The following is a 16,210-nucleotide window of genomic DNA, read 5'->3' as shown; positions in this document are numbered from 1 at the left end:
AGGATACTGATCGTGAAACCGATACAGGTAGAAAGAGAAATCTTTCGTTATGAACAAGGGGCGTTTAAACATATAGAGGACAGTATTGTAACAGAGTTTCCTGTCACGATTAAAATGAACGGACAGGAGTTTGTTACAATGGTTAGTACTCCAGAATATATAGAAGATATGGTAATAGGCTTTTTAGCATCTGAAGGAATCATTCGGAAGTATGAAGATATTGATGACATATGGGTACAAGAGAAAGAAGGATTTGTGCATGTCACAACGAAAAAAGTGAATCCGTATTACGAACAAATGCAAAATAAACGTTATATTACTTCATGCTGTGGTATGAGTAGACAAGGGTTTGTTTTTGCAAATGATGCACTAAGCGCTAAAAAAATGAATGGTGTCCATGTACAGGTTGCTGCAGAAGACTGCTTTCGATTAATGAAAGAAATGCAGCAATCTGCGGAGACGTTTCAACATACAGGTGGCGTTCATAATGCATCTTTGTGTGATGTGAATGGCATTATTTTAAGCCGAATGGATATCGGTAGACATAATGCATTAGATAAAATTTACGGTTATTGCTTAAAAAATAATATTTCTATAAAAGATAAAGTCATTGTATTTAGTGGTCGTATTTCTTCGGAAATATTATTGAAAGTTGCAAAAATCGGTTGTGAAATTATATTGTCAAAATCAGCTCCAACCGAATTGGCTTTGCAGCTAGCAGAAGAATTAGGTATTACTACGATAGGGTTTATTCGGAATCAATCCTTAAATGTATATACGCATCCAGAGCGTGTTATAAATATAAAATAAGTAAAAGTGAGGCAATAAATATGAAATCTGTCACATTAGACAAACTACAACGTCCTTTAAAGGATTTACGTATTTCTGTTACTGATCGCTGTAATTTCCGCTGTCGTTATTGTATGCCAGAAGAAATATTTGGTCCTGATTATTCGTTTTTGTCTAATGATAAAATTTTATCTTTTGATGAGATTGAAAGGATAACACGTATTTTTGTTTCTTTAGGTGTAAGAAAGTTACGAATTACGGGCGGAGAACCGTTACTTCGAAGAGGTCTTCCGCAGCTTATTGAGCGCCTTAATAAAATAGATGGTGTGGAGGATATCGGTTTAACAACCAATGGATCACTACTGAAAAAGTTTGCTCCTGATTTATATAAGGCGGGTTTATCACGTGTGACAGTTAGTTTAGATTCCTTAGAAGAAGATCGGTTTTTCTATTTGAATGGTAATAGAAGCAAAGTGCAAAGGGTCCTGGAAGGCATACAGGCTGCAGCTGAAGTTGGTATGAAAATTAAAATTAACATGGTCGTTCAAAAAGGGAAAAATGAACAAGATATTTTGCAGATGGCGCAATACTTTAAGGAAAATAAGCATATTCTTCGTTTTATTGAGTATATGGACGTTGGAAATTATAACGGTTGGGAATTAAGAGAGGTCGTCTCGAAACAAGAGATAGTAGATGCCATTCATCAAGTTATGCCATTAGAACGGATAGAAGCAAATTATGCAGGTGAAGTTGCGACTCGCTATCGTTATATTGGAAATGAAGAAGAGATAGGTATTATTTCATCAGTAACAGATTCCTTCTGTTCATCATGTACGAGAGCACGTATTTCTGCAGAAGGAAAATTATATACTTGTTTGTTCGCTTCTAAAGGAAATGACTTGAGGGAACTACTTCGATCTGGATACAGTGACGAGGAAATAACAGATATCGTACGTGATATATGGAACAACCGAGAAGATCGTTATTCAGATGAACGCTTAAGTCATACAAGTAAAAAAAGATCGCCTAAAATTGAAATGTCACATATTGGTGGTTGATATATAAGAGTGACGCTTTGAGGAAGTATATACAAAATGGAAAGTATGCAACGTTTGTAGATTTTCTATTTTATAGTAAAAGTGATGATTGATATCTCTGTAAAAGATGTGCAGAGAAATTAAGCAGCATTCAAAAACCTTTATTTTGAGGAGGTTTTTTGAAGCTGCTTTTTTATTTGGAGAAAATGGAGGAATTAGTAATGGCATTTCATAAACCGGAACAAATTGCTGAGCTTGTAATTGAGGCCGGTGTTCAAAAAGTAAGTCAGACGTTGCCAGCAATGCTTATTCTCGGTTTTTTAGGAGGAGCGTTTATTTCGTTAGGTTTTTTGCTTAATATTCGTGTTTTAGGTAATTTACCTGAGCGCTGGGGTAGTTTAGTCAATGTTTTAGGAGGAGCGGTTTTCCCTGTTGGATTAATGCTCGTCGTATTAGCAGGAGGAGAATTAATTACCGGAAATATGATGTCACTTTCTATGGCGCTTTATGCAAAGAAAATTACATTGGTAAGTGTACTAAATAATTGGGTTTGGATTACTTTCATGAATTTCGTGGGAGCTATTTTTGTTGCGTATTGTTTCGGTCATCTTGGCGGATTAACAGAGGGAGATTATTTAAATAAAACGGTAGCGATAGCGGAAGGGAAATTACATGAATCATTTGGGAGAACTTTAATTTTAGCAATTGGTTGTAATTGGCTCGTTTGTCTTGCGCTTTGGCTCGCTTATGGGACGAGTGATTTTGTCGGGAAAATAATCGGAATTTGGATTCCGATTATGGCATTTGTAGTGATTGGATTTCAGCAAGTGGTAGCAAATATGTTTGTTATTTCAGCAGTTATTTTTGCAGGTCATCTGACGTGGATGGATCTTGCTAGAAATTTTGTTCCTGTTTTTATCGGAAATGTAATTGGGGGAGCTGGATTTGTTGGATTTGCTTATTTTGCTTGTTATCAAAAACAACATTCTAATATGAAATAGAGTTCGTGAGAGGAAGGATATGTAATGGATGAGCGGTATTCACGACAACAGTTGTTCAAACCAATTGGGAGTAGAGGGCAAGAAAAAATTCGGAATAAACATGTGTTAATTGTAGGAGCAGGCGCATTAGGAAGTGCAAGTGCCGAAAGTTTCGTACGTGCAGGTATTGGCAAATTGACGATTATTGATCGTAATTACGTTGAATGGAGTAATTTACAAAGGCAACAACTGTACTCTGAACAAGATGTGAGAGAGAAAATGCCGAAAGCAATCGCTGCTAAAAATCGGCTAGAACAAATTAATTCGGAAGTACAAATACATGCTTTCGTAATGGATGCAGTTGCAGAAAATATGGAGGACCTATTAAAAAATGTAGATGTAATAATTGATGCAACAGATAATTTTGATATTCGATTTATAATAAATGACTTATCACAAAAACATAATATCCCGTGGGTATATGGTTCTTGCGTTGGATCGTACGGTATGAGTTATACGGTTATTCCGCAAGAGACACCGTGTTTACATTGTGTGCTGAAGAACGTTCCTGTTACAGGTGTGACATGTGATACCGCTGGAATTATTAGCCCGACTGTTCAAATCGTCGCAGCATATCAAGTGGCGGAAGCACTCAAAATTTTAGTCGGAGATTTCTCAGCAATTAGAAAAACATTTTTCATGTTTGATATATGGAGTAATCAAAACCATTTTATAAGACTAGGGAAAATCAAAACAGAAGATTGCCCCTCGTGCGGTTTGAATCGAACTTATCCTTATTTATCATACGAAAACCAAACGAAGGTGGCTGTTTTATGCGGAAGAAATACAGTGCAAATTAGGCCGGTAGAAAATAGGAAGTACGATTTTGACGATATAGAAAAAGTATTAAAAAAATTGGGGGAAGTAGATCGGAATCCGTATTTACTATCTTGCCAACTAGATGATTACCGCGTCGTTATTTTTCGAGATGGTCGTGTTTTCATTCATGGTACAAATGATATTTCGAAAGCGAAACAATTATATTATCGCGTATTCGGTTAATAGAAAGGGTTGTCAATAATGGAAAGAAGAGTGCCAATTACGGTTGAAGAAGCTGTTCGTAAAGTAATGGGATTTGCTAATGAGGGATTAAAGGAGTTACTACCTATTGAATTAGCTTACGGACGTATATTAGCGGAGGATTTAATAGCTGACCATGACGTACCTTCATTCAATCGTTCACCGTATGATGGATTTGCTATTAGAGCAGAAGATACGAATGTAGCAAGTTATGAAACACCAATTGTGTTTGAAGTAATTGGTGAAATTGGTGCGGGATCAATATTTCACGAGAAAGTAGGGCCGTTTCAAGCGGTTCGAATTATGACGGGAGCGCAAATTCCGAATGGGTGTGATGCGGTTGTTATGTTAGTGCTGACTCGTCAATATGAGGAAGCTGGCAACAATTATATGGAAGTGAAGCGATCATTCAAAACGGGTGACAATATTTCTTTTCAAGGTGAAGATGCTCGTAAAGGAACGGTTCTTGCAAAAAAAGGATCATACATTCATCCAGGTATTTCAGCTCTTCTTGCTACGTTCGGATATAGTGAGGTACCAGTGGCAAGAAAGCCTGTAATTGGATTGTTAGCGACTGGTAGTGAATTACTGGATGTAAATGATTCATTACAGCCAGGGAAAATCCGAAATAGTAATACGTATATGATATTGTCTCAAATTCGAAGAGCGGGCGGAAGAGTAAAATATTTTGGGAAGTTTAGCGATGAGTTTCATACATGCTTCACAGCTGTAAAAGAAGCGTTAAGCCAAGTGGATATGCTCATTACAACAGGTGGTGTATCAGTAGGGGATTACGATTATTTACCAGCTATTTACGAAAAGTTAGGTGCATCGGTTCTTTTCAATAAAGTTGCAATGCGGCCAGGTAGTGTTACGACTGTAGCACAATTAAATGGCAAGTTATTATTTGGTTTATCAGGAAATCCATCTGCTTGTTACGTAGGATTTGAATTATTTGTAAGGCCTTGTATTCGGACGTATATGTTTAGTGAGAAAGCACATGTAAGAAGAGAAAAAGCGTTATTAGGAGAAGATTTTCTAAAACCAAATCCATTTACCAGATTTGTGCGAGCAAAACTGACATATAACGAAGGGCAATTAATCGCTTATCCGTCAGGGTTTGATAAATCTAGCTCGGTTTCTTCTCTAGCAGAGACAAATATATTTATTGTACTTCCAGGTGGTACGAGAGGTTATAAAAAAGATATGTTCGTAGATGTTCTCTTGCTGGAAGATAACGAAGGTAGTGAATGGCCTTGGGCATTTTATAAAGTGAGAGGTGTTTCTAATGGGACAAGCGCTATTTGAGATTGTAGATATACCGATTGTAGTTGAAGAAGTAACGAATAAAGTCGCAAGAAGAGAAGCAGGTGCAATTACAACATTTATTGGTACAGTGAGAGAATTAACAAAAGGAAAACGAACACTACATTTAGAGTATGAAGCATATAAACCGATGGCAGTAAAACAACTTACGAAAATTGGTGAAGAAATTAACGGGAAATGGCCGGACGCAAAAGTAGCAATTAAGCACCGTGTAGGGCGGCTAGAAATCATGGATATTGCGGTCGTTATTGCAGTCTCATCACCGCATCGTAAAGTAGCGTATGAAGCGAATGAATACGCGATTGAACGTATAAAACAAATCGTCCCAATTTGGAAAAAAGAATTTTGGGAAGATGGGACGATGTGGATTGGAGATCAACTTGAAAATACGGCATATCCAGAAGGAAAACCGAAGAAGGAAGAATGAGAAGATGATTACAATTTTATTGTTCGCAAATTTGCGTGAGGAAATCGGATCGGATCAATTAATAATTTCAGAAAAACAAGAAATGACAGTGCAGCAATTAAAAGAATGGCTCAAAGCAAGCTATTGCTTACAATCGCTTGATAGAGTGATGGTGGCTGTTAATGAAGAATTTGTAACGGATGAAGAGATGATAAAAGCTGGAGATATAGTCGCATTAATCCCGCCCGTTAGTGGGGGATAATAAGCTTTTTCGTCAAGAAGATGTTGTATATAAATTCGAATACGAGAAGGGATGAGTTCTATGATTACTCAAGAACAAATAATGAACGCATTAAAACATGTAGAGGATCCGGAGTTACACAAAAGTATTGTAGAATTAAATATGGTTAGAAATATACAAATGAATGGAACAGAGGTTAAACTTGAAGTAGTGCTAACGATTCAAGGTTGTCCATTAAAGGCAAAAATTCAACAAGATGTGGAAGAGTCTCTTCAGGCAATTGGTGCATCTAAAGTAGATTTGACATTTGGTTCTATGACACAAGAAGAACGAGCTGCGCTAACAGAGAAGTTAAAGAAAAATAGTAGAACAGAAACTGGAATGCCGAGCATGCTTCGCCTTGATTCAGGGGTACGATTTATTACTGTAACGAGCGGTAAAGGTGGAGTTGGAAAATCAACAGTGACAATTAACCTTGCAACTGCTTTAGCTCGTATGGGAAAAAAAGTGGGGATATTAGATGCAGATATATATGGTTTTAGCATTCCAGCTATGATGGAAACGAATCAAAAACCGACGATGATTGATCAAACGGCAATTCCGGTTGTAAGTCACGGTGTTAAAATTATGTCGATGGGATTTTTTGCAGAAGGAAATAACCCGGTTATGTGGCGCGGACCGATGTTAAATAAATGGATTCAAAATTTCCTTGCGAATACGCACTGGGGAGAATTAGATTATTTACTTCTTGATTTACCGCCTGGCACAGGAGATGTAGCTATTGATGTTGCAGCAATGATCCCGCAAGCGCAAGAAATTATCGTTACAACACCACACAACGTAGCTTCATTCGTAGCATCTAGAGTAGGTGTTATGGCAAAACATACGAAACACGAGATTTTAGGGATTGTAGAAAATATGGCTTATTATGAAGAAAAAGATGGATCGAAAAATTATCTCTTCGGAAAAGGAGGCGGCGAAATGCTTGCAGAACAATTGCAAACAGAAGTGATTGCACAAATACCTTTTGCAAGACGAGAAGAAAATAACGGTTCATCTGTATATGATGAAGAGTCTCTTGTAGGAGAAGTGTTTACATCGTTAGCGGAGGATATTATTTATAGAGGATAGAGGGGGAAGTTTAGTATGGCGTGTAATATCGATCATTCTATGGAAGATGTAATGAGTAAACTTGAAAGTCAAAAGAGTTTTTTACCGGAAGTGATTTTTAAAGAGTTAAAGGTATTTTTGCGAGGGAATCATTCACAGGAAATATTAAATGATATCTTTCATCTTTTAAAAAAGTATGGTTTGGTTAGTGAAGAAGAACGAGAGATGAGAAATACTCAATTATTGCTGATTATAAAATAAATACGCTTTGGCTTTTGTTTTTTTGCAGAAGGGGTGAATGTAATGAATATGAAAAAGATGATTGAAACGATAGAAGCAACTAAAGTGACTAACGAAGAATTATCGATTTCTACTTTACATCAAAAGCTTGTGAAGTTGTATAGTCAAAAAGATAGTGCGGAGTATACGGAGATATTAAAATATATTTTATCATTATCCGTGCAGCTGAACCTACATTTCGTATTGAAATATTTTGGTGTGCGCCCGGTTGTTGCTGCAGATGAACGTATGCAATTTCAAGAGATATTTAAATGTTTAGCTAAGAAAGCTGATAATGGGGAATGGTTTCTAAATTTCGTTTCTTTATATGTAGGACTAATTGTAGTTCTTCATTTTGATGAAAAAGAGATTGAGAGAAGTTTTTTCGATGATATGGTAGTGGATGAAGGGAATGCAATATAAGGTTCTGCTCATAATATCTTTCTATTTAATTGCTGTAACTGCGATTTTAGTTGGTTATTTAAATATAAAGGTAACTAATTAATAAAAAGTGTTCTTCAGTTGTTTCCATCGTTTTTTCATGTTACCATTAAGCGAATTTTTCATAGGGAGAGAAAGCGATGAAATGGATTTATTTTATTATTATTAACGTTATAGCTTTTAGCCTTATGGGGCTTGATAAACGAAAAGCGAAGAAGAAACAGTGGAGAACGCCAGAAAGTACGTTGTTTTTATCAGCGGTAGCTGGAGGCGCAGTTGGTGCTTGGATTGGTATGTATATGTTTCACCATAAAACACATAAAAAGAAATTTGTTTTCGGTATACCGTTACTTGTCGTTATAACAGTATGTTTACTTTTTGCTGTATGAGAAATGTCGAAAGAATTGCAGATTGATTATTGGTAAAGTGAGCATGCGGGACCGTATAATGGAGAAAAATGAGAAGAGGAGAAAAGGGAAGATGGGGAGTCAATCAGCACAGCAAAAAAAAGGAATTATATATGCGGCTGGTGCTTATACGATGTGGGGAATCCTACCAATCTATTGGAAATGGATTGAGGAAGTTCCAGCAGATGAAATATTAGCACACCGCATCGTTTGGGCGTTCGTTTTTATGTTACTTGTGTTAGGTGTTACGAAGAGGTTTCGTCAGTTTATTGGGGAGTTCGTGAATCTTTTTAAACGACCTAAATTATTAATGTCATTAACAATAGCTTCAGTCTTGATTAGCGGAAACTGGTTTGTCTACATATGGGCCGTTAATCATAATCATGTCATTGAAGCAAGTCTTGGATATTATATTAATCCGCTTATTAGTATTTTACTTGGTACAGTCGTTTTAAAGGAAAAGTTAAACTTTTGGCAATATGTTGCAGTTGGTTTAGCTGGAATAGGGGTTATCATTTTAACAGTCCGTTTCGGATCTATTCCGTGGGTTTCTTTATCACTTGCCTTTTCATTTGGATTATACGGATTAACAAAAAAATTGTTAAACTATGATGCGACAATTGGTCTTACGATGGAAACGATGTTAGTGACGCCGTTTGCGATTATCTATCTCGTTATGACAGGAGCGCATGGATTCGGTTCATTTGGATCTATTTCCATGTCATCGACGTTACTATTAATAGGAGCGGGCATTGTTACAGCTTTACCACTTTTTTATTTTGCAAAAGGAGCACAACTTATTCCGCTTTATATGGTAGGATTTTTACAATATATTGCACCAACGATTAGTTTAATTTTAGGTGTATTCGTATTTGGTGAACATTTCACATCTACTCATATGATGGCATTTTTCTGTATATGGGTTGCATTATTTGTGTTTTCAATAGCGAAAACAAAGTTTTTAGTGCAGAAACAACCGAAATTTATAAAAAATAAATCAGCAAAAGTATCATAATGCGTAGTATTTTCTACGCATTTTTCTTTATACTGATACTATATAGATTTCCATTATAGTCAGTAGGGAGCTGAGAACGTGGAAACAATTTTACATAATGATCCGCTTATGGCCGCTGTAATTTCATGGTTTCTAGCACAATTAACGAAAGTAGTCTTTAAATTATTCAAAACGGGTGAATTTGATTTTGCAAAGTTTTTCGCTTCAGGTGGGATGCCGAGTTCTCATGCTTCAACTGTTACAGCACTTGCGACAGGTGTTGGCGTTGTAGAAGGTGTGGAAAGTACCTTATTTGCTATTGCTGCTATCTTTGCAATAATTGTTATGTATGATGCTTCAGGAGTAAGACTTGCAGTTAGTAAACAAGCGAAAATATTGAATGAGTTCTTTCACGGTAGACAAACAGAATATAAGAAGTTAAATGAACTTGTCGGGCATACACCGTATGAAGTAGTAGTCGGTGCTTTAGTAGGGATTATTGTCGGAGTGGGATATTGCTTATGAGCAGAACATTTTATATGTTCTGTTTTTCTTTGTTTTCATACATATTTAGCTACCTTTTTGAATATCGTTATACGGATTTCGAAAGGGTGGGTGAGTAACTTGTTATTATATGAAAAAGTGCATGAAGAAATAGCGAGAAGAACAACTGCACTTCAAACGATGCAACGGCAAGATGGTACGTGGCAGTTTTGCTTTGAAGGAGCACCATTAACAGATTGCCATATGATTTTTTTATTAAAATTATTAGGTAGAGATAAAGAGATAGAACCGTTTGTAAAAAGATTAGCATCACTTCAAACAAATGAAGGAACATGGAAATTGTATGAAGATGAAGTGGGTGGCAATTTATCTGCTACAATTCAATCTTATGCTGCCTTACTAGCTTCAAAAAAATATACAAAAGAAGATGCGAATATGAGGCGAGCCGAAATGTTTATTAAGGAACGTGGAGGCGTGGCGCGTGCTCATTTTATGACGAAGTTTTTATTAGCAATTCATGGAGAATATGAATACCCTTCGCTCTTTCATTTGCCAACACCGATTATGTTTCTGCAAAATGATTCACCCCTAAGTATATTTGAATTGAGTAGCTCAGCACGTATCCATTTAATTCCGATGATGGTGTGTTTAAATAAAAGATTTCGAGTAGGAAAAAAGTTACTGCCAAATTTAAATCATATCGCAGGCGGGGGCGGGAAATGGTTTCGGGAGGAGCGGTCTCCGTTGTTTCAAACGTTATTAAGTGATGTAAAACAAATCATATCGTATCCACTTTCTTTACACCATAAAGGATATGAGGAAGTCGAACGTTTTATGAAAGAGCGTATCGATGAAAATGGAACGTTATATAGTTACGCAACTGCCTCATTTTATATGATTTATGCTTTACTCGCGTTAGGACATTCTCTTCAATCATCAATGATTCAAAAAGCTATAGCAGGGATAACATCTTATATATGGAAGATGGAAAGAGGGAATCATTTGCAAAATTCTCCTTCAACTGTATGGGATACGGCTTTACTCAGCTATACGTTACAAGAGGCCCACGCTTCGAAAGATAATAAGATGATTCAACATGCAGCAGCGTATGTATTAAAAAAACAGCATACAAAAAAAGCTGATTGGAGCGTACATGCTCCGGCGCTGACTCCAGGCGGTTGGGGTTTTTCGGATGTGAATACGACAATTCCAGATGTCGATGATACAACAGCTGTGCTAAGAGCGTTGGCAAGAAGTAGAGGGAACGAAAATGTAGATAATGCTTGGAAGAAAGGGGTCAATTGGGTTAAAGGGTTACAAAATAATGATGGTGGCTGGGGAGCGTTTGAAAAAGGTGTGACGAGCAATTTATTAGCAAATTTACCAATCGAAAATGCAAGCGATATGATTACAGATCCTTCCACACCAGATATTACAGGAAGAGTGTTAGAGCTTTTCGGGACATACGCGCAAAATGAATTGCCTGAGAAACAAAAACAAAGTGCGATAAATTGGTTAATGAATGTGCAAGAGGAAAATGGATCATGGTATGGGAAATGGGGGATTTGTTATATATATGGTACGTGGGCTGTTATGACTGGTTTACGGTCACTCGGAATTCCATCTAGCAATCCATCAATGAAAAGAGCAGCTTTATGGCTGGACCATATACAGCATGAAGATGGTGGGTGGGGGGAATCGTGCCACAGTAGCGTGGAAAAAAGGTTCGTTACTTTACCATTTAGTACACCATCCCAAACAGCATGGGCGTTAGATGCTCTCATTTCTTACCATGATGAAGAAACACCAGCTATTCGAAAAGGTATTTCATATTTGCTTGCGAATCCTGATGATAATGAACACTATCCTACCGGAACAGGTTTACCAGGTGGGTTTTATATTCGTTATCATAGCTATGCATATATATATCCGCTACTTACTTTGGCACATTATATAAAAAAATATAGAAAATAAACCGAGAGGATATCTCTCGGTTTATTTTATTGGGTAGTAGGTCCCTGTTGAAAAGAATAAGGTTGTGCGTTCCTTATTTCTCTATTGACTGGCGTTTTTGACGTGCATCAGCGGCATTTGCACGTGCGTTTGCTTCTAAGTCATTGTGGTCAGCGAGTTCACGAGAGAACTCAACATCAATGCCATCAGCAGCTTTGTTTTGCTTGAAATTTTTTTTGTTCATTCGACACAATCTCCTTGTGTTTTATGCGACGTTGCAAAGTTAGTTTGACACAAATAGACTTTTTTTATACAAAGAGGAATTGGGAAGCAAAGAGCCGAAATATACAGTATAAGTAATAGAAATGGGGGATAGGGATGGAGTTTTTAAATGGGAAAACAGCTGTAGTAACAGGAGCTGCACAGGGAATTGGAAAAGAGATTGCAAGGGTTTATGCAAAACTAGGGGCTAAAGTATTAATTAGCGATGTAAATGAAGAGAAGCTACAAAAAACGACACGTGAGTTATCAGATGAAGGATATGAAGTGAAGCAGTATCGTTGTGATGTGAGTAATCAAAATGATGCGAAGTCCTTAATTGAATACGCTGTCCAAACATTTGGTACACTGCACATTTTAGTAAATAATGCAGGAATTACGCGAGATGCTATGTTACATAAAATGGAGAAACCGGAATGGGAACAAGTACTGCAAGTAAATTTAACAGGTGTTTTTTATTGTATGCAGCCAGCACTTCTTTACATGAGACAACAAGGGTATGGACGCATTATTAATATATCTTCAATTAGTAGAGAAGGAAACATAGGTCAAGCGAATTATGCGGCTACGAAGGCAGGCGTTGTAGGTTTAACGAAAACGGCAGCGAAAGAAGTTGGAAGTTTCGGCATTACGTGTAACGCGATTTGCCCAGGATTTATGGATACAGATATGACAAAAACGATACCAGATAAAGTGAAAGAAAAGATGGTTGGCGCGATTCCGGTTGGTAGAATTGGAACGCCAGAAGATATTGCGAACGCAGCGGCCTTTTTAGCATCAGAGTACGCATCCTATATTACAGGAGAAGTATTAAATGTGAGCGGGGGATTGCAAGTTTAAATGAATACATAATGAAAAGAACCTGACCGGATAGGCCAGGTTCTTTTTTCGTTAATTTAAGTTGAGCCAAACACTCTTCACTTCTGTATAGTTATTTAATGCGTAAGATCCCATTTCACGACCAAGACCAGATTGTTTAAATCCTCCGAATGGAGATGCTGCATCAAAGACGTTATAACAGTTTACCCATACTGTACCAGCACGTACTTTACTTGCAACATAATGTGCTGTTTTAACATTTTCTGTCCACACACCAGCCGCTAAGCCGAATTGTGATTTATTTGCACGTTCAATTACTTCATCAATATCGTTAAAAGGTATTGCAGAAATAACTGGACCGAAAATTTCTTCTTTTGCGATGGTCATTTCGTCATTTACGTCAGCGAATACTGTAGGAGAAACGAAGTAGCCTTGATCGAATGGATTGCCTCCTCCGCAAAGTACTTCAGCGCCTTCTTCAATCCCTTTTTCAATGTAGCCCATTACACGTTTTTGTTGTTCTTCGGAAACGAGAGGACCGATTGTTGTTTCAGGGTTAAGACCGACACCTTGATTTAGTTTTTTAGAATAGAGGACGAGATCAGCCATGACATTATCATACATTTTCTTCGGAACAAATAAGCGTGATCCAGCAGAGCATACTTGTCCTTGGTTAAACATAACACCAGAAAGTGCACCAGGAATCGCGCGAGATAAATCAGCATCTGGCAAGATGATATTTGGTGATTTACCGCCTAACTCAAGTGTAACGCGTTTTAATGATTCAGATGCTTGTCGCATAATTTGTTTACCGACTGGAGTAGAACCAGTAAATGCAATTTTATCAACGAGTGGATGATTAACGAGAGCTTGTCCAGCTGATTCACCGAATCCAGGAACGATATTAATAACACCTTTCGGGAATCCAGCTTCTTCAATTAATTCAGCTAAGTATAGAGCGGATAGTGGAGTTTGCTCTGCAGGTTTTAAAACGATTGTACATCCTGTAGCAAGCGCTGCTCCCATTTTCCACATTGCCATAAGAAGTGGGAAGTTCCAAGGAATAATTTGACCGACGACACCAACAGCCTCATGGCGTGTATAGTTAAAGTAATTACCAGAAACAGGAATTGTTTGACCAACGATTTTCGTAGCCCAGCCAGCATAATAGCGCATATGTTCAATTGCAAGTGGTATGTCTGCTGCCATTGTTTCACGGATTGGCTTTCCGTTATCTAATGTTTCGAGCTGTGCAAGCTCTTCTTTATGTTCTTCCATTAAATCAGCTAACTTGTACATAAGACGGCTTCGCTCAGCAGTGCTCATGCGAGACCAAGGACCTTCGTCGAAAGCCATGCGAGCTGCAACGACAGCTTTATGAATATCTTCTCGACCAGCCTCAGAAACGACGGCAAGTGTTTCGCCGGTTGCTGGGTTAGGTGTTTTAAATGTTTTTCCGGAAGCGCTTTCAATGAAAGATCCATTCACATATAACTTTTTTGTACCTTGAAGAAACTTTTCTACCTTTTCATGAAGATTTACAGCTAGTTGACTCATTGTATAACCCCCTTGAAAATATAATGTAAACGCAGTACGAGACGGCGTTTATTCCGAAATCAAGGATGTGGGAACTAGATGGAAAGCCTCTAATTTTAATCATAATTAACAAATACTGAAAATTCAAATTTCATTTGTGTTACAATTGTAAAAAATATGTAATGTAAGAGAAGCTTCTATATGATTATAAAAAATCCTGCTTGTTTTTGCTTTCTAGTAGGAAAAACTAGAAGAACAATGGTACAATAATACATCGTGAGAGGAGGGAGAAAATGAAGAATTATCATGATGATCCACGCTTTCGAATTGCCCATAGAGAAGCGTTAATTGGTCTTGGACTTGCTATTATCAATTTTATAATATGGTACGGATTTGCTTATGGGCTTGGTAGTAAAAATCCAAGTGAATATACATATGTATTCGGTTTTCCAGCATGGTTTTTTTATAGCTGTATCGTTGGATTTATCGTTATGGTTATTTTACTTAGTTTAGTTGTTCGTTTTGTATTTCAAGATATTTCACTCGATGAGGAAGAAAAAAGTGAGGAATAATAGATGAATTGGTATGTAATCATTCCAATGATAATTTCGTTTATCGTTGTATTTTTAATTGGTGTATATGCTTCAAGACGCGTACAAGCGACTGCTAATAATAAATTTTTACAAGAATATTTTCTTGGTGGGCGTGAACTTGGCGGTTTATTATTAGCGATGACAATGATTGCTACGTACGGTAGTGCTAGTAGCTTTATTGGTGGTCCAGGTATTGCGTACAATATGGGCCTCGGATGGGTATTATTATCTGCGATTCAAGTTGTAACAGGGTATATCGTTTTAACGGTTATCGGTAAAAAGTTTGCAATTATCGCTAGGAAGATGGAAGCCATTACTCTTATCGATTATTTAAAGGGAAGATACAATAATAAAGCAGTTGTTATACTTTCTGCGTTATGTATTATTATCTTCTTATTTTCAGCAACAGTAGCTCAATGGGTCGGTGGTGGCCGATTAATTGAATCACTAACGGGTCTATCTTATACAACAGCACTATTTTTATTTACTTTTTCTGTACTTGTGTACGTATTAATTGGTGGATTTCGTGCAGTTGCTTTATCAGATACGTTATTAGGAATCATTATGTTAGTTGGAACGACAATCATTTTAATTGCTACTGTCATTGCTGGTGGTGGAATTGAAAAGATTATGCAGGAGCTTATTCAAATCAATCCAAATTTAATTACACCATTCGGAGCGGATGGTAGTTTAACGAAATCATATGTGACATCATTTTGGATTTTAATTGGAATTGGTGTTGTTGGGTTACCGCAAATTAGCGTGCGTGCCATGTCTTATAAAAATTCAAAAGCTATGCACCAAGCGTTAATAATTGGAACGGTTGTTGTAGGTACAATTATGATTGGTATGCATTTAACAGGTGTATTTGCGCGAGTCGTACTTCCGGGTATAACGGTACCGGATAAAGTCATGCCGCTACTCGCGATGGAAGTGTTGCCACCTTGGCTAGCTGGAGTTTTCTTAGCTGCGCCAATGGCAGCAATTATGTCTACAGTAAACTCGTTATTGTTACTTGTAAGTTCATCAATTATTAAAGACATATACGTAAATTACATAAATAAAGATGCAGCAGACAGTACGATTAGAAAAGGAAGTTTGTGGATTACTGGTATCGTAGGGCTGCTCGTTTATGCAGCAGCAATTAAACCACCAGATTTTTTAATATGGTTAAATTTATTTTCTTTCGGTGGGTTAGAAGCAGCATTCATTTGGCCAATCGTATTAGGGTTATATTGGAGAAAAGGAAATGCAACAGGAGCGCTTGCCTCTATTTTAGTTGGGGTAGGCTCATATATGTGTATTCATCTTTTCTATCCAAATCCGTTCGGTATACATACAGTTGTCTTCCCAATTTGTTTTGCGTTTATAGCTTATATCATTGGAAGTATGAGTGCTGTGAAGAAAAACAGTATAGGTTAGAGGAAGAACGTAGT

The 16,210-nt window shown here is 37.2% G+C and carries 19 protein-coding genes; 17 read left to right on the top strand and 2 right to left on the bottom strand.

Annotated features, from left to right (window positions below; genetic code table 11):
* Positions 1-12: 12 nt before the first annotated feature.
* From fdhD to JDS99_RS02810, 14 genes are all read left to right on the top strand, one after another.
* A complete protein-coding gene (gene fdhD / locus JDS99_RS02875) occupies positions 13-810 on the top strand; it encodes a formate dehydrogenase accessory sulfurtransferase FdhD (RefSeq protein ID WP_075311558.1) in 798 nt (265 codons plus the stop codon).
* 20 nt (positions 811-830) lie between these two features.
* The gene (gene moaA / locus JDS99_RS02870; protein WP_206773118.1) at positions 831-1,847 is read left to right on the top strand and encodes a GTP 3',8-cyclase MoaA; all 1,017 of its coding nucleotides are present in this window, start codon (positions 831-833) and stop codon (positions 1,845-1,847) included.
* A gap of 200 nt (positions 1,848-2,047) precedes the next feature.
* Entirely contained in the window at positions 2,048-2,827 is a 780-nt protein-coding gene (locus JDS99_RS02865) for a formate channel (RefSeq protein WP_033656377.1), read from the top strand.
* A 24-nt stretch (positions 2,828-2,851) separates the two neighbouring features.
* On the top strand, positions 2,852-3,868 hold the full coding sequence (locus JDS99_RS02860; RefSeq protein WP_199694518.1) for a molybdopterin-synthase adenylyltransferase MoeB: 1,017 nt from the start codon (positions 2,852-2,854) through the stop codon (positions 3,866-3,868).
* A gap of 18 nt (positions 3,869-3,886) precedes the next feature.
* Positions 3,887-5,194, top strand: coding sequence for a molybdopterin molybdotransferase MoeA (moeA, locus tag JDS99_RS02855; RefSeq protein ID WP_199694517.1), 1,308 nt, complete (start codon positions 3,887-3,889; stop codon positions 5,192-5,194).
* Positions 5,175-5,639, top strand: a complete 465-nt coding sequence (gene moaE, locus JDS99_RS02850; RefSeq protein ID WP_088608890.1) for a molybdopterin synthase catalytic subunit MoaE — start codon at positions 5,175-5,177, stop codon at positions 5,637-5,639. The genes moeA and moaE overlap by 20 nt, the downstream gene beginning before the upstream one ends.
* Before the next feature lie 4 nt (positions 5,640-5,643).
* Positions 5,644-5,880, top strand: a complete 237-nt coding sequence (gene moaD, locus JDS99_RS02845; RefSeq protein WP_087982170.1) for a molybdopterin converting factor subunit 1 — start codon at positions 5,644-5,646, stop codon at positions 5,878-5,880.
* Between the two features lie 60 nt (positions 5,881-5,940).
* Positions 5,941-6,990: a P-loop NTPase gene (locus tag JDS99_RS02840; protein WP_199694516.1), complete on the top strand. Its 1,050-nt coding sequence runs from the start codon at positions 5,941-5,943 to the stop codon at positions 6,988-6,990.
* Positions 6,991-7,005: 15 nt separating this feature from the next.
* The gene (locus JDS99_RS02835; protein ID WP_199694515.1) at positions 7,006-7,230 is read left to right on the top strand and encodes a group-specific protein; all 225 of its coding nucleotides are present in this window, start codon (positions 7,006-7,008) and stop codon (positions 7,228-7,230) included.
* Positions 7,231-7,272: 42 nt separating this feature from the next.
* Positions 7,273-7,671: a nucleoside triphosphate pyrophosphohydrolase family protein gene (locus JDS99_RS02830; protein WP_199694514.1), complete on the top strand. Its 399-nt coding sequence runs from the start codon at positions 7,273-7,275 to the stop codon at positions 7,669-7,671.
* Positions 7,672-7,829: 158 nt separating this feature from the next.
* Complete coding sequence (locus JDS99_RS02825; RefSeq protein WP_000871331.1) at positions 7,830-8,078, top strand: DUF1294 domain-containing protein; 249 nt, start codon at positions 7,830-7,832, stop codon at positions 8,076-8,078.
* Positions 8,079-8,169: 91 nt separating this feature from the next.
* Positions 8,170-9,111, top strand: a complete 942-nt coding sequence (gene rarD, locus JDS99_RS02820) for an EamA family transporter RarD (protein ID WP_199694512.1) — start codon at positions 8,170-8,172, stop codon at positions 9,109-9,111.
* A 78-nt stretch (positions 9,112-9,189) separates the two neighbouring features.
* Positions 9,190-9,615: a divergent PAP2 family protein gene (locus JDS99_RS02815; protein WP_000447816.1), complete on the top strand. Its 426-nt coding sequence runs from the start codon at positions 9,190-9,192 to the stop codon at positions 9,613-9,615.
* 99 nt (positions 9,616-9,714) lie between these two features.
* Positions 9,715-11,568 (top strand): terpene cyclase/mutase family protein, encoded by a 1,854-nt coding sequence (locus JDS99_RS02810; RefSeq protein ID WP_097889896.1) that lies wholly within the window; start codon positions 9,715-9,717, stop codon positions 11,566-11,568.
* A 73-nt stretch (positions 11,569-11,641) separates the two neighbouring features.
* Here the strand turns inward: JDS99_RS02810 and JDS99_RS02805 are convergent, their stop codons facing one another.
* A complete protein-coding gene (locus tag JDS99_RS02805) occupies positions 11,642-11,791 on the bottom strand; it encodes a YfhD family protein (RefSeq protein ID WP_060487356.1) in 150 nt (49 codons plus the stop codon).
* Between the two features lie 134 nt (positions 11,792-11,925).
* Here JDS99_RS02805 and fabG point away from each other — a divergent pair, with 134 nt between their 5' ends.
* Complete coding sequence (gene fabG, locus JDS99_RS02800) at positions 11,926-12,666, top strand: 3-oxoacyl-ACP reductase FabG (protein WP_000395032.1); 741 nt, start codon at positions 11,926-11,928, stop codon at positions 12,664-12,666.
* A 51-nt stretch (positions 12,667-12,717) separates the two neighbouring features.
* Here fabG and dhaS read toward each other — a convergent pair whose 3' ends face one another.
* Entirely contained in the window at positions 12,718-14,202 is a 1,485-nt protein-coding gene (dhaS, locus tag JDS99_RS02795; RefSeq protein WP_046954598.1) for an aldehyde dehydrogenase DhaS, read from the bottom strand.
* Between the two features lie 272 nt (positions 14,203-14,474).
* Here dhaS and JDS99_RS02790 point away from each other — a divergent pair, with 272 nt between their 5' ends.
* Positions 14,475-14,753: a YhdT family protein gene (locus tag JDS99_RS02790; protein ID WP_000800722.1), complete on the top strand. Its 279-nt coding sequence runs from the start codon at positions 14,475-14,477 to the stop codon at positions 14,751-14,753.
* A 3-nt stretch (positions 14,754-14,756) separates the two neighbouring features.
* Positions 14,757-16,196, top strand: a complete 1,440-nt coding sequence (panF, locus tag JDS99_RS02785) for a sodium/pantothenate symporter (protein ID WP_001104842.1) — start codon at positions 14,757-14,759, stop codon at positions 16,194-16,196.
* Positions 16,197-16,210 lie beyond the last annotated feature (14 nt).

Origin of the sequence: Bacillus cereus group sp. N6, from assembly GCF_016483705.1 — a bacterium.
Taxonomy (GTDB): domain Bacteria; phylum Bacillota; class Bacilli; order Bacillales; family Bacillaceae_G; genus Bacillus_A; species Bacillus_A wiedmannii.
The sequence above is the reverse complement of the archived record's forward strand: the minus strand, read 5'-3'. Positions and strand labels throughout refer to the sequence as shown.